Source organism: Marinomonas sp. BSi20584 (assembly GCF_002792415.1).
GTDB classification, from domain to species: Bacteria; Pseudomonadota; Gammaproteobacteria; order Pseudomonadales; family Marinomonadaceae; genus Marinomonas; species Marinomonas polaris.
Genome location: NZ_KZ454906.1, coordinates 1 through 20,123 on the forward strand (window position 1 = coordinate 1; position 20,123 = coordinate 20,123).

Annotated in this window: 20 protein-coding genes and 2 pseudogenes; 16 read left to right on the forward strand and 6 right to left on the reverse strand. The window is 43.4% G+C overall.

Features of this window, described 5'->3' with window-relative positions:
• The 13 genes and pseudogenes from TY87_RS21845 to TY87_RS21900 all read left to right on the forward strand — a co-directional run.
• Positions 1–413: pseudogene (locus tag TY87_RS21845) on the forward strand (electron transport complex subunit RsxC); the annotation flags it as partial.
• Positions 414–1,472 (forward strand): electron transport complex subunit RsxD, encoded by a 1,059-nt coding sequence (gene rsxD / locus TY87_RS21850; RefSeq protein ID WP_100188683.1) that lies wholly within the window; start codon positions 414–416, stop codon positions 1,470–1,472. It abuts the pseudogene before it with no gap.
• Positions 1,472–2,089 (forward strand): electron transport complex subunit RsxG, encoded by a 618-nt coding sequence (rsxG, locus tag TY87_RS21855; protein WP_100188684.1) that lies wholly within the window; start codon positions 1,472–1,474, stop codon positions 2,087–2,089. The genes rsxD and rsxG overlap by 1 nt, the downstream gene beginning before the upstream one ends.
• Before the next feature lie 15 nt (positions 2,090–2,104).
• A complete protein-coding gene (locus TY87_RS21860; protein ID WP_232617217.1) occupies positions 2,105–2,866 on the forward strand; it encodes an electron transport complex subunit E in 762 nt (253 codons plus the stop codon).
• A 43-nt stretch (positions 2,867–2,909) separates the two neighbouring features.
• Positions 2,910–3,545 carry an endonuclease III gene (nth, locus tag TY87_RS21865; RefSeq protein ID WP_100188685.1) on the forward strand — a complete coding sequence of 212 codons (636 nt, stop codon included), beginning with the start codon at positions 2,910–2,912 and terminating at the stop codon, positions 3,543–3,545.
• 124 nt (positions 3,546–3,669) lie between these two features.
• Complete coding sequence (locus TY87_RS21870; RefSeq protein ID WP_100188686.1) at positions 3,670–4,995, forward strand: site-specific integrase; 1,326 nt, start codon at positions 3,670–3,672, stop codon at positions 4,993–4,995.
• Positions 4,988–6,634 (forward strand): hypothetical protein, encoded by a 1,647-nt coding sequence (locus tag TY87_RS21875; RefSeq protein WP_100188687.1) that lies wholly within the window; start codon positions 4,988–4,990, stop codon positions 6,632–6,634. Before TY87_RS21870 ends, TY87_RS21875 begins: the two co-directional genes overlap by 8 nt.
• Positions 6,631–7,383: a hypothetical protein gene (locus TY87_RS22655; protein WP_198432167.1), complete on the forward strand. Its 753-nt coding sequence runs from the start codon at positions 6,631–6,633 to the stop codon at positions 7,381–7,383. Before TY87_RS21875 ends, TY87_RS22655 begins: the two co-directional genes overlap by 4 nt.
• Before the next feature lie 257 nt (positions 7,384–7,640).
• Positions 7,641–8,948, forward strand: a complete 1,308-nt coding sequence (locus TY87_RS22660) for a hypothetical protein (RefSeq protein ID WP_198432168.1) — start codon at positions 7,641–7,643, stop codon at positions 8,946–8,948.
• Positions 8,949–8,958: 10 nt separating this feature from the next.
• Positions 8,959–9,393, forward strand: coding sequence for a hypothetical protein (locus tag TY87_RS21885; protein WP_100188688.1), 435 nt, complete (start codon positions 8,959–8,961; stop codon positions 9,391–9,393).
• 24 nt (positions 9,394–9,417) lie between these two features.
• Complete coding sequence (locus TY87_RS21890) at positions 9,418–9,855, forward strand: VPA1267 family protein (protein ID WP_100188689.1); 438 nt, start codon at positions 9,418–9,420, stop codon at positions 9,853–9,855.
• A gap of 158 nt (positions 9,856–10,013) precedes the next feature.
• The gene (locus TY87_RS21895) at positions 10,014–12,032 is read left to right on the forward strand and encodes an AAA family ATPase (protein WP_198432169.1); all 2,019 of its coding nucleotides are present in this window, start codon (positions 10,014–10,016) and stop codon (positions 12,030–12,032) included.
• Between the two features lie 484 nt (positions 12,033–12,516).
• Positions 12,517–12,908, forward strand: a pseudogene (locus TY87_RS21900) (integrase core domain-containing protein); the annotation flags it as partial.
• 115 nt (positions 12,909–13,023) lie between these two features.
• On the opposite strand, the gene TY87_RS22665 reads toward TY87_RS21900, so the two are convergent.
• The 3 genes from TY87_RS22665 to TY87_RS21915 form a co-directional block, all read right to left on the reverse strand.
• Positions 13,024–13,281: a hypothetical protein gene (locus TY87_RS22665; RefSeq protein WP_198432170.1), complete on the reverse strand. Its 258-nt coding sequence runs from the start codon at positions 13,279–13,281 to the stop codon at positions 13,024–13,026.
• A gap of 230 nt (positions 13,282–13,511) precedes the next feature.
• Complete coding sequence (locus tag TY87_RS21910) at positions 13,512–14,900, reverse strand: sensor histidine kinase (protein WP_100188692.1); 1,389 nt, start codon at positions 14,898–14,900, stop codon at positions 13,512–13,514.
• Positions 14,893–15,576, reverse strand: a complete 684-nt coding sequence (locus TY87_RS21915; RefSeq protein WP_100188693.1) for a response regulator transcription factor — start codon at positions 15,574–15,576, stop codon at positions 14,893–14,895. The genes TY87_RS21910 and TY87_RS21915 overlap by 8 nt, the downstream gene beginning before the upstream one ends.
• A 205-nt stretch (positions 15,577–15,781) precedes the next feature.
• On the opposite strand from TY87_RS21915, the gene TY87_RS21925 reads away from it, so the two are divergent.
• The 3 genes from TY87_RS21925 (at position 15,782) to TY87_RS21935 (ending at position 18,137) form a co-directional block, all read left to right on the forward strand.
• A complete protein-coding gene (locus TY87_RS21925) occupies positions 15,782–16,618 on the forward strand; it encodes a MipA/OmpV family protein (RefSeq protein ID WP_100188695.1) in 837 nt (278 codons plus the stop codon).
• A gap of 617 nt (positions 16,619–17,235) precedes the next feature.
• Positions 17,236–17,700, forward strand: a complete 465-nt coding sequence (locus TY87_RS21930; RefSeq protein WP_100188696.1) for a hypothetical protein — start codon at positions 17,236–17,238, stop codon at positions 17,698–17,700.
• Between the two features lie 137 nt (positions 17,701–17,837).
• Positions 17,838–18,137: a hypothetical protein gene (locus TY87_RS21935; RefSeq protein ID WP_100188697.1), complete on the forward strand. Its 300-nt coding sequence runs from the start codon at positions 17,838–17,840 to the stop codon at positions 18,135–18,137.
• Positions 18,138–18,204: 67 nt separating this feature from the next.
• On the opposite strand, the gene TY87_RS21940 is transcribed toward TY87_RS21935, so the two are convergent.
• The 3 genes from TY87_RS21940 to umuC all read right to left on the reverse strand — a co-directional run.
• Positions 18,205–18,588 (reverse strand): antitoxin Xre/MbcA/ParS toxin-binding domain-containing protein, encoded by a 384-nt coding sequence (locus TY87_RS21940; protein WP_100188698.1) that lies wholly within the window; start codon positions 18,586–18,588, stop codon positions 18,205–18,207.
• A 72-nt stretch (positions 18,589–18,660) separates the two neighbouring features.
• Entirely contained in the window at positions 18,661–19,071 is a 411-nt protein-coding gene (locus TY87_RS21945) for a hypothetical protein (RefSeq protein ID WP_100188699.1), read from the reverse strand.
• A 69-nt stretch (positions 19,072–19,140) separates the two neighbouring features.
• Positions 19,141–20,123 (reverse strand): translesion error-prone DNA polymerase V subunit UmuC (gene umuC, locus TY87_RS21950; RefSeq protein ID WP_100188701.1); only part of this gene is annotated, 983 nt, incomplete at its 5' end.

A 20,123-nucleotide genomic window follows, 5' to 3' on the forward strand; every position in this document is an offset into this window, starting at 1 on the left:
ACATCCAGCTTCTGAAAGAGCAAGGCAAAGATGAAAGCGAAATAGAAGCATCAGAATGGCCCAAAAAACTGATCGAAGCGCAAGAAAAGCTCACAGCTCTTGAAGCAGAAGAAAGCACACCAGCTGCAGCTCCAGTATCTGCTCCAGTAGGGAAAACAACGGATGCGGTTACTAAAAGTGAAGCCAAAGCCGAACCAGAAATGGATTTGGCAAATCAGATCAAAAAAGAAAAAATCGCTGTAGCCTTGGCCAAAGCGCAAATCAACAAACTGAATAAGCGTTTAGAAAGCTCACCAGAAGAAGCGGACAGCATTAAACAAGAGATTGCGTCCATAGAACAACGTCTACACAGTGCCGAAGCCTTGTTAGAAAAACTTATTCATTCGCAAACCAACATGCAAGAGAATCGTTAAATGGCATTATTGAGGATCACCTCCCCCCACACACAACGTGCAGGACGTCGCACCTCTTGGGTGATGCAGATGGTCATTTTAGCGACCATTCCTGGCATCGCGGTGCAAACTTGGTTATTTGGCTGGGGCACGCTAATCAACCTAATGATTGCCTGCATCACGGCACTATTAAGTGAAGCGGCTATTTTAGCAATTCGTCGTCGTGCTGTCGGGTTCTTCTTGAAAGATTACAGCGCCCTATTAACCGCTGTGTTATTAGGCGTTGCTCTGCCTCCCGTTGTGCCTTGGTGGGTAACAGTGACAGCAGTGGCCTTCGCCATTATCTTTGCCAAACAGCTTTATGGCGGCTTAGGGAATAACCCATTCAATCCAGCCATGGTCGGCTACGCCATTGTGCTGGTGTCTTTTCCTGTGCCAATGAGCCAATGGCTTGGCGTACAAGGCATGATTCCAGCAGGCGAGACCTTGTCTTTCATGCAAAGCTTGCAGGCTATTTTCCATCACTTACCCGTGATCGATAGCTACACCATGGCAACGCCATTAGATGGTTTCAAACACAAAGATTTATTAGATACTCAAGCCGCATTTAGCAGCATTGCAGCGCTACAAGGCCCAAGCCTAAACAGTTGGCTTTGGGTGAACTTGGCTTACCTTGTGGGTGGTCTTGCTCTGATTTGGTTACGTATTATTACTTGGCACACGCCAGTGGCACTTTTAGGTGCTTTGTTAGTAATGTCTGGCGCGTTTCATTTATTTGATCAAAGTAATACCGCAACGCCTTTATTCCACCTAACCACTGGCGCAGCCATGTTTGGTGCCTTCTTTATTGCTACTGACCCTGTGTCTTCTTGCACCAGTAATCGCGGCAAACTGATTTATGGCGCGGGCATTGGTATCTTAATTTACATCATTCGCTCTTGGGGCGGTTATCCTGATGGCGTGGCGTTTGGCGTATTGCTAATGAACTTTGCAGCACCATTAATCGATTACTACACACAACCAAGAACCTACGGTCATAAAAAAGCCAAAACAGGCTTAAAAGTTGGGGGGGACAACTAATGGAATTGTTCGCCTCTATTCGCCGTAACAGTCTTGGTCTAGCTATCTTCGCGGTGCTGACGGCTGGCCTCATTGCCATCACTCACCAGCTGACAGATCACACTATTAAGAACAATATTTTGGATGCGCAAATTTCTGCATTTAACGAAATTTTGCCAGCCAATTTGTACGATAACGACTTAACCAAAGACACCGCCATTCTGCCAGCAGATCCTTTATTGGGAAGCGAAGAAGGCATTAAGATTCATATCGCTCGTAAAAATGGCGAAGTCTCTGGCATCATTTTCGAGACCATCGCACCACGCGGCTATAACGGTAATTTAGACATGCTCGTTGCCATTGACAAAAACGGCGTAGTCACAGGCAGCCGAGTCATCAGCCATAAAGAAACACCTGGGCTTGGCGACAAGGTTGATCTTAAAAAGTCCAAATGGATTTTAAACTTCGCCAACAAGTCTTTAGAAAATCCCAGCCTAAAAGGCTGGGGCGTGAAAAAAGACGGTGGGGATTTTGACCAGTTTACCGGTGCAACTATCACACCTCGCGCCGTCGTTCGCGCCGTAAAAAATACTCTTATTTATTTTGATCAACACAAAGATACGCTGCTAGCGTATTAGGATAGCCAAATGAAAATGAGCGCAGAAACTGCAACAACTGACGCTACTCAAGACGAGAGTAAGCCAAGTGCCAATTACGCAGAAATTATTTACAACGGTATTTGGAAAAACAACCCCGCACTAGTTCAGTTGCTCGGCTTATGTCCTATGCTGGCGGTAACCAGCACAGTGGTGAATGCCTTGGGCCTTGGACTAGCAACCATGGTCGTTTTGATGGGTTCCAACATTGCGGTTTCCTTGATTCGTAACTATGTTGCCGATGCGGTTCGTCTACCTGCATTTGTGATGATTATCGCCTCGTTTACCACCTGTATCGAACTGATAATGCAGGCTTATACCTACGAGCTTTATCAAATTTTGGGGATTTTCATCCCGCTTATCGTAACCAACTGCGCAATCCTTGGCCGCGCTGATGCCTTTGCCAGCCGCAACCCAGTGCTGCCTTCGGCACTAGATGGATTTATGATGGGTTTGGGCTTCATGTTTATCCTTGTTACCTTGGGCGCAATGCGTGAGCTAATCGGACAAGGCACATTGTTTTCAGATATGCAGTTGTTGTTCGGCGACATGGCAATTCATTGGAAAGTCGTTATCTTTAACGACTACCCAAATGTATTGTTTGCCGTATTACCACCGGGTGCGTTTATTGGTTTAGGCTTATTGATCGCGGGTAAAAACTACCTAGACGAACGCGAGAAAAAACGTGTCGCAACACAAAAAGCCAAAGACGGCCCAAGTGCTTCGAAACGTGTTCGCGTGACAGGGCAAGTAAGCTAACTTTTATCCCACAGGCTCTTTAAGTGAACAAAGGCTATTTATTTTGAACAAAGAGAAACGCTACGAGATTTTTTCTCGCTTACGAGCTGAAAACCCAAATCCCGTAACCGAGTTGGAATACAGCTCGCCCTTTGAACTTTTGATTGCGGTGTTGTTTTCTGCGCAAGCCACTGACGTAAGCGTCAACAAAGCCACACGAAAACTTTTCCCTGTCGCCAATACGCCAGAAACTATGTTGGCGCTTGGCGTTGATGGTCTAAAAAGCTATATCAAAACCATTGGCCTATTTAACGCCAAAGCCGAAAATGCCATCAAGACCTGCAAAATTCTGATCGAAAAACACAACAGCGTCGTACCTGAAACTCGCGAAGAACTCGAAGCGCTCCCCGGTGTTGGCCGCAAAACCGCTAACGTGGTATTGAACACTGCTTTTCGCCAAGTCGCGATGGCAGTCGACACGCATATTTTTCGCTTTGGTAATCGGACAAAAGTAGCGCCAGGCAAAAACGTCCTAGAAGTGGAAATGAAGCTGTTAAAGTTTGTTCCGAAGGAATTTCTTTTGGATGCTCACCACTGGATGATACTTCACGGTCGTTACATCTGTGTCGCTCGCAAGCCTAAGTGCGATGCATGTATTATTGAAGACCTGTGTGAATACTCTCTACCAAAAAAAAAGTAAAGAATAAGAAATAACAAATCAACCGAAAACACAATAGACTCATCATGAGTCTATTTTTTTACCTTTACAAAACCTAACCTGCCATTTATGGTAGATATACGTATAACCAATAGATGACTTTGCAATGGATAGTTTAGGTGATAATGTTCAAGTAAAAATTTATAGAGATACTACGGGATACTCCTTCCCTCTAGTTGTCCGTAATGGCGTATTTCCTGCTTGCCTGTATCTCAATGCTTATCTGAATGGAAATCACAACTCACCATTATCTAAAGACAAAGGAAGAAACACCGCCCAAGCCCCTGCTTTTCACACACGAAAGAAATACGCTTATGAGTTAAAACTACTATATTGCCACTTTGATCTGAATAACATCGACCTTGTAGAGCGTGTAGCGAGTGGAGAATTTCTTTCACGAGAGGAAGTCGATAATTTTATTCGAGCATGTAAGTTTTATGCTGACGATGAAGTAACCCAAGAAAGTTCCAATGTAGCCAGTATTTCAGATAAACGCATTAGAGATGCTATCCATGCGACCGCCAACAGCCTGCCACAAGTGTCTGCACATACTTTTCGTCAACGCCTAATTCGCCTGAGGGCTTATATCGAGTATCTGTATATTTGCCATCACTATGATCAAGCCCCTACAAATCAGAAAGTAAAAACAGACGATCAATTTAATAAGTTCAAACTCTATATTAACTCGTTTATTTCAGGCGCTAGAAAAAACAACACGATTACAAAGGATGCATTTGAGTCGGCCATCCCTGCTAAGAAGTTCTTTCATTTACTCGAGATAATCAAGGAAAGCTCATCTGATAACCCATTCAAATCCAGTAAGTTAAGAAACCAGATTATCATGCAAATCCTAATTGATTCAGGGGTACGTGTCGGTGCGCTTTTGAAACTAAAAATCAGCAACCTAGTAGATGATTGGGGGAATCCAAGATTCCTCCTCACTCGAACGCCAGATGACCCAAGCGATACAAGGTTAGATCCTGCGTCCAACAAAACCAAAGCACTATCCGTGTCTATTTCGGCAGATTTAATGAAGCTCATCAAGCTATACATATCAACAATACGAGCAAGCAAACCGAATGTTCACGAGCATGATTTTGTATTTATATCAGAGAAAGGGAAAACAATAGGCCAGCCTTTAACTTACAAGGCTGTTCACAAGATAGTGAAGACCTTTGGTGATGCTATCAACCACAAATTGCACCCTCACAAATTACGACATAAGTGGAATGAGATATTTGAGGACATGGCTAGAAAGCAAGGCTACACACCTGAAAAAACTGAAGAGTTACGTAAGTACGCAATGGGCTGGGTTGCAGACTCCAATATGGCGTCGATCTACAACGAGCTCCAGTTAGCTGTCACTGTCGCTGAGATTTCGTCGAAAAACCAAAGTCAATCAGTGCCCAATCTCAGAGGTGATCATGCATAACAATCAACTTGCTACTTTTAAAAAACAATACAAAGGACAGCGAGAGTTTTCAGCGAGAACAGAGGGCTACTCCTTTGACATTCTTTCTGATAAGTGGGTACTTGGATACAAAGAAACTCTATATCTGGATTGGATGAATAAGTTGGATGAGGAGACCTTTATTGATTTAAGGTTGGCATTAGCGCATACAGTCAAATATTACAGCTTTAACTCAGTTAATGGTCATGCCTGCACACTAAAGACCATCATTAACTATCTAAATGTTCATGCGTTTGAGGCGTGGTGGTTAACCATTGATAGCTACAAGAAAACTGTCAAGCATGCATTAAGAGCATTTTGTGGACGAAGCGATGAATACGAGTCGGCAGCACTTAGCCCTCTGTATAATGCCATCAAGGATGAAAGCTTGGCGAGCAGTAAAAAAATGAAAGGTATCCTTGATGATAAAACAGGGGCTTACAGTGATGTAGAGTACAACAATTTGTTAGAGGCACTACGAATTGAGACTTTACACGCTTTGGAAGGTAAAATTCTAGCGCAGAAGCCCTTTACACGCTTAAGAAGCGTTATTGCCAGTCAGTTAATGGTGGCGATAGTAAGACGACCTACTCAACTGACACAAATCAAATGGTGTGACCTTTTACGTGTTGGTCAAGAGTTTAAATCCTATAAAGAAAGTGACCGAGATTGGTCCCCCGCTACGCAGCATCTCTTTTCAGATATTGATCAATTTCACCTTAGAACCTTCAAAGGCAAAGATGGTCAGTTTCGTGGTAATGCAGAATCACGCTCACATCGCTTAAGCCCTGACTTATCAGAATTATTATTAAGATACTACAAAGTCTATGAGACTTACCTCTGCCACTCACTGTACCAAAACAATATCACCCTAACCGATAAAGAAGCAAAAGAGCTAATGAGGCGCTTGCCCCTGCTGCCAGACCAAGGTTTATTTTCTTCTGAGTTCCAATCCAAATCAGAACTATTTAGCACGGTCAGTGACACGTCAAAAGCATATCATCAAACCTCAAGCTCGCTTGGAGCAAATATTGCCTATCTCTTTGGTTCAAAGCTCAATGCAAAGAGTGATCGATTACCCAATGAGCCATTAAAACTCAGTAATAATCGTTGGCGACATACGCAGTTAACATTAGCGGTATGGATGGGATTAAGCCCGGCACAAATTGCAGCAGTTACAGGGGTAACTATTGACGCAATCACACCTTATTTAGACCTGAAGGCTCAAGAGCGAGTCAAAATAGACCAAGCTTACGCAGGGAATATCATCATCCGACGCTTTGATAGCACATCGGTTAAAGAATTACAAAAGCACCATGATTTTAGCATCAAAAGTCCCTTCGATGAAGAAATGGGTCATAAGCTTAACCCCGCTAACTGCTCTAGTTGCCAGTCAAAAGGAGGCGCACCAATGGCGTGTTATCCGTGTGATAACTTTAGACCGCTGGAAACCGCCAATCACCAACAGTACCTTGATAAAGCGGAACGTAAACTGACTATCAATAGTCAATCTGGACACCCCGCCACCGTGAAGCGACTTCAGACAGTGATTGTTTACATAAAGGCAACCATAGCGGTTTGCGAAGAAAGAAACACCCTAAAATTTGGATGTAATAAATGAACACATTGAACCGCTATATAGCAAACCAACGTGCTTACGTGACAGAAAAACAGAAACAGCCTTTAATAGGTTTCACTAATCAAAAAGGTGATCAGGCAACGTGGGATGATATTGCTATCACCTTCACGAACTCACAAGGCACTAAGGTTAATTTCTTATTCAACAACCAAAATCAACCCAGAGCAAACATAGGTTCCACGTTCACGCAAGACGATAAATTAGATACAGAAACGCATCATTTTCTTTTTGCCTACACGCTCGATGTGTTAAAAGAAAAAATAATCAATGGAGTAAAAAGAGATAAAGTCACCGCAGCCAAATGGTTTCTATGTGCACTTGATGATAATGTTGCCTCTGCCTGTCCGGATGAAATTCAGGATGCCATTGTGAGTATGAAGTATACCAATAATCTCCCCTCTTTTTTCAACTGGCTGCATCAACATCTAATGATTCCTGCTAGTTACAGACCGTCAATTACAAAAAAATTTAATAGCATAAGATCCAAAAGTGGTGATGACGCACTGGAGGCAGAGCAAAGCAAGCTTCCTGAAGAAAAATCGCTACTGGCATTAGGGGCTATCTTTAAAGATATTATCCCGCCTTACACAAATAAATATGACAAAAGTGACATAAGCTCTTGGCAAACACTAATGCACACAATGCAGCATCACCGAGATAGCTTCACCTGCACTATGGCAGCACTGGCAATGGCGTCCCCAACCGAGTCGCAGCAGAGCAAGTCCTCTTAACCAAGCAGCGCCTACAAAGCCACATTGAAGAAGTAGATAGAAAAGAAGAAACGGTTTACTACCTGAACTGGCGTGGTTCAAAAGGGGTTGATGATTATCAAAACCATATCAACGCTGAAATAGCTGAAAGTGTCGATAGAGCATTACACTATACGGCGCTGATAACGGAGCCAGCGAGAGCGTTAGCACGATTCTACAAGAAGCCCTCCTTAGCCTTAAAAGACGTACTTGGTGATTTCCAGCCAAGCACAGAAAATATGAACACGCTCAAACTAGCAATGAATAAGCCCACAAACCTAATACAACTTGGGCTTTTACTTGGCTTCTTCGACGGTACAGATAAATGTGCGCGAGTCACCGCAGATACCAAGGGAGCCATTGATGTATCAGTAACTAACCCTAAATTTATTAAACCCATCGTGGAATTATCTATATTTGATAAGCTTGTTTTCATGAACCATTGCCCATTCGCACGATGTCTGTCAGGTTCAGGTTCGTTTAGTAAACAGCAACTCGAAAAATTTACCGCGGGAAAAAATGAATTTACCGTTGCGGAGTTTCAAAACCACTGCATTGCAATAAATCAAGGCAATATCACTGGATATAACCACACAGGTAGCAAGCATGTAGACTTCGAGAATGCCTTATTTACCTACACAGATTATCAATTAAACAATAAAACTGGCTCGCCCTTTATATTGAAACCTATCTCTTCATTAGGAAAGCTCTTTGCCAAAGATTGCAAAAGAAATAAAGGAACGACAGGCAAATCTATTTTTGAACGGCATGGATTTTCATCGGATTTTGCCATTACACCGCATCAATTTCGACATTGGCAAAATGATTATCTGGATAAAAAAGGGCTATCCCACCTACTCATAACCTTGCTGTCAGGTCGAAAGAGTGCAGAGCAAACCCTGACGTATATACACACGACAGACGCACAAAATGCTTCTGTAATTTACGACATTCTCTATCACGAAGAAGCTGAGGAAGAGGTGCAAGAAAAAGTCGGCATGCGCCTACAGAGCAAGAAGCAGTATGATGCTGCAACGGATAATTTAAGCCCAACATTCGTACATGAAACTGGGTTTTGTGTTCAAAACTTTACGCTATCACCTTGTACCTACATGACCGAATTTGAGACGCAATGCACTTTATGCCCATCTTCATGTCATATTGCACACGACAGCAAAGCCATTGAATTACTAAAAAAGGACTTACGGGTTCAAACGCTCAATTTAGAGCAAGTTCAAGGGGCTATTAATTTTACAACCAGTGCTGGGATGCAAGAATGGTATAAGACCCATTACAAGAACACTTCCATGATGAAGAACTTGGTTGACGTGCTTTCTGATAAGTCCATCAAAGAAGGATGCATCGTGCGCTTTTTAACACGCTCAAATGTCATGCGAATTACGGATTTAGAGACCAAGACGGTGACTGAACAAAAACTATCACTACCTAATGCAAAAGAAGCACTTCAGGCTGCTATAGAAGCGAAAAACAAGCCCGCTAACGACTCTGCTAAAAATAACTTTTTAGGTTTTTTGGGGTCGATATAAGGAAATACATATGGCAATCAAATCATTAGATACAGATCAGCAAATCTCCATTCAAGCCTTAATTAGAAGCTGGAAAGGAAAGCTCACTTGGGATTTATTGGTAACAAAAATTGAATCTAGCCTTGCGTTTACCACCACTCGGCAAACGCTCGATAAATACGTCAACATCAAAAATGAATACAAAGAGAAAAAGCGACTACTCAGGGGACAACCTGTTTCCTCTGACGAAACCGAGCTTCTTTCCTATCTGCAAAAGGACATTGATTTAGCTGAAAAAGTGATTCAGCTAGAGGCAGAATTAAAGGTGGCAAAAGATGAAATTGGCTACCTACAGGCCTTTATCCAAAAAATAGTAAGCATTGGTGCAAGCGATCCGAATGTAATGGCGATCTTCAATAAAACCTTGCGGGACATTAAATCCAAAGCGCAACATTGTGAATCTTAAATCAAGGCAATACGAGGTCTATTAATGGCTAATGGTCAGCAGAAAGCTCAGCAAAACGTTGACTCTTTTGAGGTTTGGAAAGCTACTCAATCGGATGATGACTTTCTTCAAATTGTTCACCGAGGGCAGTTAAAGCGTGGCGAAGTTGCGAAGGCTATTGGTTGTGGAAAGTCGGCACTGACACAGAACCCTATTCTAAGAGAAAGTCTTGAGAACCTTGAGACGGAGTTAAGGGCTCGTGGTGTGTTGCCGCCATTCACAGCTGAGTCTGAAACAGCGAAGTCTAACCCAAAGGAATACGATGCTAGCCAAGCCTCTAGGCAACTGGAGTCTAGAAGGTTATCTCAATTAGAGGCTGAAAACATCGAACTTAAAGCCAAGGTTAGAGCATTAGAGTCTCGCCTGGAACGCTTCGGTGAGTTGTCTGAAACTCTGTCTGAGATGGGGTTCATGCCTAGATGAATAATGACATTCAGGAAGACCACGTTAGGATAACTAGCATTCCGTACAGTTCTTCTAGTCTAGTTATCTTCACCGGTGTGCCACTGGGGAAAAACTCGTATAAAACCACTAGCGGTAAATATTACGTCACTATCAAAGCAAATCCTGAATCAATCCCAGTGCAACTGGCAATTGGTCAGTATTGGACGGTCAAAGGCGCAAGACGTATTGAGGAAGTGGCAACAGGCGATTACGTAATGCTCCAGCATATCTATGAAGCACCAGATTATGTTGAATGCACTCTGCCAGAGTCAGGTGAACAGCTAATACAGTTCATCGCCAAAGAAAAAGCGTTTAGAGGGATTGGAGAGGTTAAGGCCAGAGCTCTATGGGCGTTGCTAGGCAACTCTTTCCACTCAACCCTGCAAACTGACACACTTGAAGCCAGAAATCGCCTTAAAGGGGTTTTGAGTGAGGATTCTATTGATGCGCTTTACGAAGGGTATGAGACATATAAAAATCTCAAACATACCAACTGGATGACGCTGCGTGGTATTCCAGCTTCAATTCAACAGCGACTGCTCAAGTTCCATGATGACAAATCTGTCGACGCAATACAGGACAACCCTTACCTACTATGTGGATTCGGAATGTCCTTTGATGATGTTGAAGGCCTTATTAAAAAGTGGACTTTTGAAATTGCGGCTGATGATCAGAGACGACTTAGTGCTGCTCTAGAATTTGCCCTACGAAAGCAAGTAGAAAAAGGACATACCTATACTAAGCGAGAAGACTTAGTACCAGCATTAAACAAATTGCTGAAGAATAATGAGCTAGTTGCAAGCGCCTGCAAAGCAGGACACGATAAAGCTCAATTTCTTCTGAATAATGACACTCTGACGTATCACCCAACCGCTCAACTATTAATGGAATCTACCGTTGCCAAACGTCTGTTAACAATGGCTAATATTGACGGTTTGTATGACCGAAAAACCAGTCAAGCCTATCGTGCGGCCCTTAAAGAATTACCTTATGATCTGACGGCCAAGCAAAAAGAAGCAGTGGGAACATGCTTAGATAATGCTGTGGCCTGTATTACAGGAGGGGCCGGAACAGGTAAGACGACAGTACTAAGAACCGCGCTTAGAGCCTTTAGTTTAATGGGTTATGCCATCCATGCCGTTGCACTAAGTGGTCGAGCTGCAATGCGTCTACATGAGTCTATAGGCTTCACCACGATGACTATTGCTGGCTTTTTGAGAAACCCACCATTGGACAGCACAGATAGCGATGAAAACCTATTGGTGATTGATGAAGCAAGCATGGTTGATTTACCGACCATGTATAGAATCGTTACGCATATACACCCATCTGTACGGATCGTATTAACAGGCGACCCGGATCAACTGCCGCCTATTGGGTGCGGAAAAGTTTTGGCTGATATCGTTCACTCAAAACGAATAGCAAACACCATGCTTGATATTGTGAAACGTCAGGAAGGAAGTACCGGAATCCCTGAGTACTCAAAGCTCATTAATCAGGGAGAGATTCCTCCGAAACTTTCTACCGCCGCTATATTCTTTCATGAGGCTAATAAAAGCGAAATAACGAATAGATGTTGTCGCCTGTATTGTGAAAACCCTGAAAATAGCCGAATTATTGCGCCTACCCGAAATATGGTTTCTGAGATAAACAACAAGGTTCAAGCAGCAGTAAATGGCCATGGCGAAATGCTTAGATTCACCATCCATTCTGAAGAGTTCTTCTTGAATCTACGACTGAATGATGCCGTCTTGTTTACGAAGAACCTTTATCACAGAGGCATCCAGAATGGCAGCCTTGGCGTTCTTAGTGGCGTTGAGCCAGAACAGGATGACTCAGATGAGTTGGCTGAAACATACTTTGGTGATGTGACACTTGATACTGGTGACAGGATACAAATCACACCGGACGTCTTGGATTGCATGGAGCTGGGTTACGCCATCACCCTACATAAGGCCCAAGGTTCACAATTTCCACGAGTGATTATTGCTCTGAGTAAAGGCAGAATAGTCGATCGTGCTTGGCTGTATACAGCCATTACCCGAGCAGAGAGTGAAATACACATCGTGGGAAGCAAGGAAGATTTTATTGCAATTACAGAGGCCAATAGCAACGCGAGTCGAAGAAATAGCTACCTTCTTAATTTACTAATTTGAATTTATAAATACATGCGATTATAGGAGAGTAATAAAGTCTCACACACTAAACGACCAAGTAACCCTGTTCGTACCGTTTTGGATTAAAAGTGACTAAAAATAAAGATTCATGCTAATTGCTACTACTAAATCTGAATCGAGCGATAACTGAGTATTAAAGTTTCATACTAGCTGTAACTCATTTCTGGACAAAAACAATTTAGAGCCATAAGACGGCTCTGTGCCAAAAGCGGAAATTCACTGAGATTCGATTTAAACGACGCTTTTCACTGAAAGCGGACATTGCTAGTAATAACTGAACAATAGCTCTCGAAAACATCAAGACATAACTCATGTTTGAAAAGATAAAAAGCGTACACAATTAATTTTGTGAAGTTTTTGACTAAAACGGTGTGGCACAAATTCATTGTGCTTCTAAAGTATTTAAACTTTTATTGGAAATCCGCATTTGTCTGTAGTTATGTATATATTCTAACTGACCTAAGTGGATGACTTAACGAAAGAGTGCCTGACGGTAACCGTTACCTTCGGGATTCCAGGCGTGTAGGTCACCCGTATTCTGGACAGCATTGCGCTGTTTCGCGGCTATCCGGCGACGATAAGAACTGCTCAGGGCCAGAAATTTACTTGCCGTGCGATTAATGGGCCTTTGAGCATGACGTGAAGCTGTGGCTTATCCAACCCGGCAAGCCGACATTGAACTGAGCTATTGAAAGTTTTAACGGACGCTTTCGCGATGAATGCCTGAATGAACACTGGTTCAATGAAGTCAGTCATGCCAGGAAAACTATCATTGAATGGCGTCAGGATTATAACGAGTGCCGCCCGCACTCTGTGCTGAATTATCAGACGCCGTCTGAATTTGCGGCGGCCTAGACAAAGGGTAATTCTGAGAGCGAAGGATCCGACTTTACTAACTGAGCGTTGTATCTAGTCATGGGGCAGGTGAAGGATGCTTCGCGGTATTGCTGAGTTGTACGAGAGTGTTCTGTTAGCAAGTTATATCGCCATCAGCCCAGCGTTTGATATCACTCACCTTTGGCGACCTGATCCCCATACTCAAGATATTCTTGATTGTGTATAGGCTGATCTTAGCTTTGTTACCATCATGACTTTCTATCTGAATTAGCGTGTTGTTGATCAACATTCCTTCTGAAAGAAGCTTTTGAGTGATCTCACCTTCTTTACGCTCACCGTCAAACTCGCTTAATACGATCACCGGATTTCCTGAATATGTCTGATATTCCATACACTGCCTAGCCATCTGCCTTATGGTTCGATAAGTATCGGAGGACCCCGTCTTACTAATGAAACTGCCGTCTAACGATGATTTGTTGTTTTTCAAATCGCTGACGGTAATGGCGCATCCGCTGAGTGATATAGAAAATAATATTGTAGCCAGGACCAAATATTTCAATTTATGCTCCATTATTCTGGTAAATGCCTTACGCATGATTGGGACTAAAATTGCGTTCTCTTTCAGGCGGAATTGTGATTTGGGATATCAACAATAACCATGAGCCCACCTTCTGCTGACGTACTTAGAAAAACACTGATGTTGTGTTGCTGCGCAACCGCTTTGACTATTGCAAGCCCCAATCCACTCCCGCTTTGTATCTGATTGGGATCACGAAAAAATCTGTCGAACACCCGTTCCCTTAATTCAACCATGATTCCGGGCCCTGCATCTGAGATACGCAATTGAATGGATTTTTCTAATGATCGTACCTCTACTTCAACCCGCCCGCCCTCAGGACTGTACTTCACAGCATTTTCAATTAAGTTGTCGATCAGCGACATCAGGCGTTCTCTGACACCTGTAATCCAGACTTCATCATGAGAGTAGAATTCAAGCTCAATTCGGCTCTCTGCAGCTAGCTGTGCCAACTCAGCCATTCGCTCTTGTATGAGCGTCGTCAGCGGCACAGGTTCCATAACAGTGTCAATGCGCGCTTCACTATGCATCAGCAGCAGCAACTGATTGACGAGACGAGCAGCACGGCTATTGCTACGAATAATCCCTGCAAGCAATTCCTGTTGACTAACGTTGCTTACACCGGACTGCAAAGCCTCAACATTGACTCGCATTGCTGCTAGGGGAGTACGCAACTCGTGAGCGGCATCTGCAATGAAAGTCCGTTCCCTTTCAGTGCTTTCTCGTACCCTGGCAAGGAATATATTAATCGCGTCCACTATTTGGCGAAGCTCCTTGTGCTTTGGAACTGCTTTTAAGGGAGAAAGATCTTCTGGTGTTCGTAAGGAAACCTCATTTGCCACCTTGTTCCAGGGACGCATTGCAATGCGGATTGACAGCCACGCAGGAAACAAAAGAAAAGGAATGCATACCAGCAGCGGTAATATGTAGTATCCGCGTGAGTTCAGGTATATGAAGAAGTTCCAACCGCCAGCAGGAGTGAGCAGTGTCACCTCTGTGTCGGAGCTCCTAGACTTCAGAGTACGACTAGTCCAGGTGCGGCCGTTACTCTGAACACTCTGAATCATCCTATAACCGGTGTTTGTCACTCCTACTGGAGCGCCATCAGATGAATAAATTATCTCTTTATTCTTCCGAACGATTAGGCTGATTGACATTTTTGGGTCTTCACCTCCGCCATAGCCTTCCCGCAATGCCTTGCTGAATTTTTCCAGCACATCGGTTAGATCGTGCGGGCGATCCCCCATATGATCCACCAATGTCAGAATGGTTTCATAGGTTTTGTTGCCTGATAGCATTGGAGGGATGCGTAAGTTATCCCATAAAATGTAGGTCAGAAAAATACACCAAAGCAGCGTGAGCAAAAGCATCTGGGCGATCATAATTCGCCGTACAAGCGTTGGAATTCTCAGATAGCGCCAAAAATTACGCATCAACCTGTCCCTTATGAATGGGTACAGTATCAATGACAAACCCCACACCTCTCACCGTTCGCACATAGCCGTCACCGATTTTTCGACGCAAATTTCCCATATGTACATCAAGCGCATTACTCATATTTTCTTTTGCACCGAAGATCCTTTCTTCCAGAAAACTACGGGTTAGAACACGGTCAGAACGAAACATTAACGTTTCAAGCAGCGCGTATTCACTTGCCGTCAAATCAACATGACTTTCGCTCACTGTCACGCGACGAGTCGGCACATGGAGAGATAGCCCTCGAATCTCTATCACCTCATTTTGAAAACCGTAACTGCGCCGCACAAGTGCTCTCACCCTAGCCAATAACTCAGCGAGAACAAAAGGTTTGACGAGATAGTCGTCTGCACCGGCATCCAACCCAGTCAAGCGATCTTGCACAGTGCCACGAGCAGTCAGTATGATGACGGGGATCCCCTTGAGCTGCTGACGCAGACTCGCCATCAGGCTCATGCCATCACCGTCGGGAAGGCCGAGGTCGAGCAAGACAAGTTCAGGCACGCATACATCGAGTTGATGCAGAGCATCCACTTTGCGGCGAACCCATATGACATCTAATCCTTGGTCTGTAAGGGCAATACGTACGCCATTGCCGAGATCGATGTCGTCTTCGATTAGGAGAATTCTCATAATAGTTACTTTATCAACAGTGAATGAAGAACGTATGAAGAAAAAAACTGTGTCAGTAAATCTATCAGGTTTGCAGAACTGCTACTTACTTCAGTATTTCTTCATTTTTGGCTCATAAAAACTTCAGGGTAAGCATTCAAACTGAGCACTCTGGCGTTTAAAACCGCTTGTATCGTAGTCAATTTAACCCACAAGGATTTCCTTAATGAGAAACATCGAACTGAGTCATAAGATCCTCCATTCACTCTCGGGGCATACCGTAGAAAAATTGTTGTCAGGATTTGTCCTCGCGTTATTGGCAACCCCAATACTGGCAGCAGAACAGAAATATGGCAACGAATTGACCCTAGGAGGAGGCGTGGATGTTGCGCCACGTTATTCTGGTTCGGATGAAAGCCGAGTAACCTCGGCTCTAGTGATTCATTACTCTATGGTAAATGGTTTCTTCGTCAGCACCATGCGTGGTATCGGTTACGGTAACAACATCGGCAAATTTTATTACAGCGCTGCGCTGAGTTATCGCGCTGGCAGAAAGGATCGTGACGTGGACAGCGACTCGCCCAGCTACGGTAGCGACTACTTGCTAGGTATGGGTGACGTTAAGGGCTCAGCTATCGGTTTGCCTGGTCTAGGATACGAGGTGACCGACTGGCTTAATTTGCAGTTGCAGGCTGAGGTACCGATTTCTCAGCGAAGCAATGGTGAAGCCCTGCATTTCAGCATTGTCAGCCAGCTCTATACGTCATCGAAAAACGCTGTGACGCTGGCGCTGACCAGTAGTTGGGGGGCCAGGAAGTACACGCAGACTTACTACGGGGTAAGCGGATCACAGTCGGCCGCATCGGGGTTTACTCGATATGATGCCAAGTCTGGAATTTATGCCTATTCACTGAATATGGACTGGACGCACAAGCTTAATCAAGACTGGAGCGTAGTTGCCGCAGCAGGTTTTACGCAGTTGGCTGGTGATGCACGAAATAGTCCAATTGTTCAACGAAAAACATCGCCCACTGGCAGCCTGAAGGTGACATATAGCTTCTGATCGTTGTTCGACGTGTACTTTTCGGTAGCTTCTGGCTATGCACTGTCAATAAATACAAATTCGCCCCGCCCCAGTTCAGATGATGGGGCGATCTTCAATAACTTCGTTCGTTTTTCCAACGTTGATAATGTTTATTCTCAACGTCAATTCTTCACGCCAACCTCTTACAACTGAAATTGGCTACGTGATTGGAGGTTTTGTTACATGCTAAGTTGACGAAAAATCAAATGACTGCAATTAAGGCAAAGCAGAGATTCGTTTTTTCGAGAGCGCCTGCTCCGAACAGCTGCAATTCGCTCAAAGCCACCCTTAGTGCATTTACGTTAACTCACTTTGGGGCATAAACGATTTAGAAATGACAGCGTATCTTTGCGATCGCTGCCATTTTAGTATGATACTTTGTTACTTGGTATGAGAGTTTATTACTCTCCCACAGCTCCACTTTGGATCAGAAATACTGACTCAACGCCTTGACGATACAACTATTTAAGCTCTAACAACAGGGTTTTACATTTTAGAAAACATTGAAAATTTCACTATCGATTGCCGCCAGCATGCTAGAAAAATCTCAGCTATACTACATACAAGAAACTGGCGTTATTTTAAAGTGATAGACAATGGCCTCAACAAAGTTTTCAAACATATTTGAAGTGGTGGCAGCCAGCGACTCGGAAGCACTGAGCCTAAAGGCTCAAGCAGAAATAATTGGTGTGATCCGTGATATGGCGGCTAAAAATGGTTGGTCACATATCGAGGTCTGTGCCGAGGTAAACAGAATTATGATTAAGCAAGCGAAAAGCCAAGTAAATGACAATCGACTAAGTGAAGCAGAGCTACTTGAAGGGCTAAATTCTCATACGGCTCATGCTGATGAACTGTTTCTAAATGTTGATAACGAACTCGCTGAAGCACTAATAGATCAACTCAATGAATTAAAACTCTCTTTTATTGTTCGATCTCATAAAGGATCTCAAGAAACGCACGGGAAGAGGAATCAACCGTTCCAAGTAAAATCAGACACTGAGTTCATGACATACCGAAAAGATATCATTGAAGGTGCTGGACGATTTGACCTTGATTAAGAAAGCTATTATTTAATTAACACTTAAGAATTAAATAATCCCACTTAACAAAAAATGAAATGTAGTGCATAAATAAGGATCTGTTTGGTCTCTAGTAAAACTACTTCAATTAATCCTATCAACAATAGGCAAATGAAATGTTAGTCACAAAAGAAATAACACAAATGGCCAAAGCGATAGTAGCCCAGTTGCCGATTTTGAATGGTATAGCGAACTCTGATGAGCACCGACAAGCTCTTATACTTTTAGAAGACTTGATAGAGCACTATGATGAAAATCTGATCATTATTGAAGCCTTGAGCAATGTCATTGCACGGTATGAGGATGAGTCAGCAGAGTTGGATACTTTCAATAAACGACAGACGGCTATCAATCTAGCGACGGCAACACTAACAGTCTTGACAGATCAGGTCCTAGATAATACAGATCAGGTCTGAGTTCGTTACAAGCAAAAAAATCCAACATGTAATTATTTTCAGTTTATCTGATCGCTATACAGCTGATTTAAACAATAACACCGTGGCTAATCTGCCCTAAAAGATCTCTTACTCTATTGATTCCTTCTTTAGTAACCAAAATCGACTCTGGTGACTTACCACCTAACGCTAGTGCAGGTGCTGTAATCCAAGACCTCCACTTATCTTCGTCACCAAGCAGCTCTATACCCAATTGATGAATTCTTACGCTCATCTCTTTCATCTCAGATGTTTCAATAGTTTCTAACATAGCAACATAGGTGTCAGCTGGAATACAGTAAAATACCGGATCGTCGTTCTTCAATACAGCAACAGGAAAACCTTTAGATTCACTCATAGCGAGATCAAGATTTTTCTCAAGATCATTAATATCAATGCGTTTTTCAGCATATTTTTCTCGTTTAGTGCTCATATCTCTCTCCTAACGTGACTGTTTAGTACAATGATGATCAATATGAAAAGCCAATTGAGGCTAAGGTGATTTTTATAACAACACTCTGCTTTGAAAATAATTTCTTACCTTGAGGAAATCGTCAACTGAAGGGTTCTCCAACATAAATTCTCTAGCTGATTTGCCATTAAATGTCGGATGATTTATTGGCCTTTTGAAAAAATCATACTTAAATCCAGGTGGTGAACTTAGGTGAATCATCTTGTATATACTTACCAGCATCGCCAGCGTATCAATAGTTTCTTGGTCTACTTGAAGACTGTCATTAATCTGTGCGGTCTCTTTCCATTGATTCCAAGTTGAAACCGTAATACCACCTAGAAGAACACACATCTGTTCATCAGATAAGTCCCAACGCTCCTGTGGACATTGTTCATCTAGCCATAGTACAACCGTTGCTATTATCTTGTCTGCTGGCACTTTACTGGCATTTTCATCGTTCATGGAACACCTCTCCATCACTATCGTTTGAATTTTTAATTCATCGCTGATTTCTATTTTCTACATTTTGAATCAATACACTTTGGGTAACTCATCCCACCTGGTTGTGTACGCTGGAGATAAGTGTTCTCGTTTCATTGACCATTGTGGTGACACGCCTTGAGAGGCGAAAAAAACCTTACCGAGGTCGCTGTGGTTAATTTTGTCTACGACGCTCATTAAGGCTTTTGAGTTGATTTTTGTATTATCGGCTCGCAATAAATCTTGTTGAAAAGCGCCATGCTCATAAAAATCCGCCAGCATCACACCACCTTTGGCGTAGCGATAACCTGCACAATAAATGCGACGAAACAGTACGTCGGCCACTTCTAATAAGTCTCGCGTGTCGTCGGTTGGGTTGGGCAGTTCTGCAGACAGGGTTTTCGAGTACTGCGGTTCGTTTGGAATAAATGGACTGGTACGAACGAACACACTCACCACACGACAAAGGCGTTTTTCCCCGCGTAGTTTTTCGGCGGCTCTGGTTGTGTACTTGGCGATGGCTTCCCGCAGTTCTTGCTTGTCTGTCACCTTATGACCAAATGAACGACTGCAAATGATTTGCTGCTTTGTTGGCCTTACCAATTCCAGATCCAAACATGACACCCCATTCAACTCTCGAATGGTTCGCTCCAACACCACAGAAAACTCGCTTCGAATTGATTTAGGGTCAGCGTTCGCCAGATCCAACGCGGTATGAATTCCCCTCGCCTTTAGCTTTGCCGTAGTACGACGGCCAACACCCCACACATCACTCACATCCAACAAAGCCAGCAAACGCTTTTGTCTGTCAGGGTCCATCAAATCCACCACCGAACCGGTGGCTGGGTATTTCTTCGCGGCATGGTTGGCCAACTTCGCCAGCGTCTTGGTTGGTGCGATGCCCACACCTACCGTAATACCCGTCCATTGATCGACCTTGGCTTTTACTCGTTTGCCAAACGCCAGCAAATCCGTCACATGATCAACGCCCGTTAAATCCATGAACGCCTCATCGATGGAATACACTTCTAGCC

What these genes read in the sequence shown, in the direction of transcription:
- TY87_RS21870 (WP_100188686.1), top strand. Translation starts at nt 3,670, where the DNA reads ATGGATAGTTTAGGTGATAATGTTCAAGTAAAAATTTATAGAGATACT.
- TY87_RS22660 (WP_198432168.1), top strand. Translation starts at nt 7,641, where the DNA reads ATGAACACGCTCAAACTAGCAATGAATAAGCCCACAAACCTAATACAA.
- TY87_RS21885 (WP_100188688.1), top strand. Translation starts at nt 8,959, where the DNA reads ATGGCAATCAAATCATTAGATACAGATCAGCAAATCTCCATTCAAGCC.
- TY87_RS21890 (WP_100188689.1), top strand. Translation starts at nt 9,418, where the DNA reads ATGGCTAATGGTCAGCAGAAAGCTCAGCAAAACGTTGACTCTTTTGAG.
- TY87_RS21875 (WP_100188687.1), top strand. Translation starts at nt 4,988, where the DNA reads ATGCATAACAATCAACTTGCTACTTTTAAAAAACAATACAAAGGACAG.
- TY87_RS22665 (WP_198432170.1), bottom strand. Translation starts at nt 13,281, where the DNA reads ATGGAATATCAGACATATTCAGGAAATCCGGTGATCGTATTAAGCGAG.
- TY87_RS21860 (WP_232617217.1), top strand. Translation starts at nt 2,105, where the DNA reads ATGAGCGCAGAAACTGCAACAACTGACGCTACTCAAGACGAGAGTAAG.
- rsxD (WP_100188683.1), top strand. Translation starts at nt 414, where the DNA reads ATGGCATTATTGAGGATCACCTCCCCCCACACACAACGTGCAGGACGT.
- TY87_RS21945 (WP_100188699.1), bottom strand. Translation starts at nt 19,071, where the DNA reads ATGAACGATGAAAATGCCAGTAAAGTGCCAGCAGACAAGATAATAGCA.
- TY87_RS21925 (WP_100188695.1), top strand. Translation starts at nt 15,782, where the DNA reads ATGAGAAACATCGAACTGAGTCATAAGATCCTCCATTCACTCTCGGGG.
- TY87_RS21940 (WP_100188698.1), bottom strand. Translation starts at nt 18,588, where the DNA reads ATGAGCACTAAACGAGAAAAATATGCTGAAAAACGCATTGATATTAAT.
- TY87_RS21935 (WP_100188697.1), top strand. Translation starts at nt 17,838, where the DNA reads ATGTTAGTCACAAAAGAAATAACACAAATGGCCAAAGCGATAGTAGCC.
- rsxG (WP_100188684.1), top strand. Translation starts at nt 1,472, where the DNA reads ATGGAATTGTTCGCCTCTATTCGCCGTAACAGTCTTGGTCTAGCTATC.
- TY87_RS22655 (WP_198432167.1), top strand. Translation starts at nt 6,631, where the DNA reads ATGAACACATTGAACCGCTATATAGCAAACCAACGTGCTTACGTGACA.
- TY87_RS21915 (WP_100188693.1), bottom strand. Translation starts at nt 15,576, where the DNA reads ATGAGAATTCTCCTAATCGAAGACGACATCGATCTCGGCAATGGCGTA.
- TY87_RS21930 (WP_100188696.1), top strand. Translation starts at nt 17,236, where the DNA reads ATGGCCTCAACAAAGTTTTCAAACATATTTGAAGTGGTGGCAGCCAGC.
- TY87_RS21910 (WP_100188692.1), bottom strand. Translation starts at nt 14,900, where the DNA reads ATGCGTAATTTTTGGCGCTATCTGAGAATTCCAACGCTTGTACGGCGA.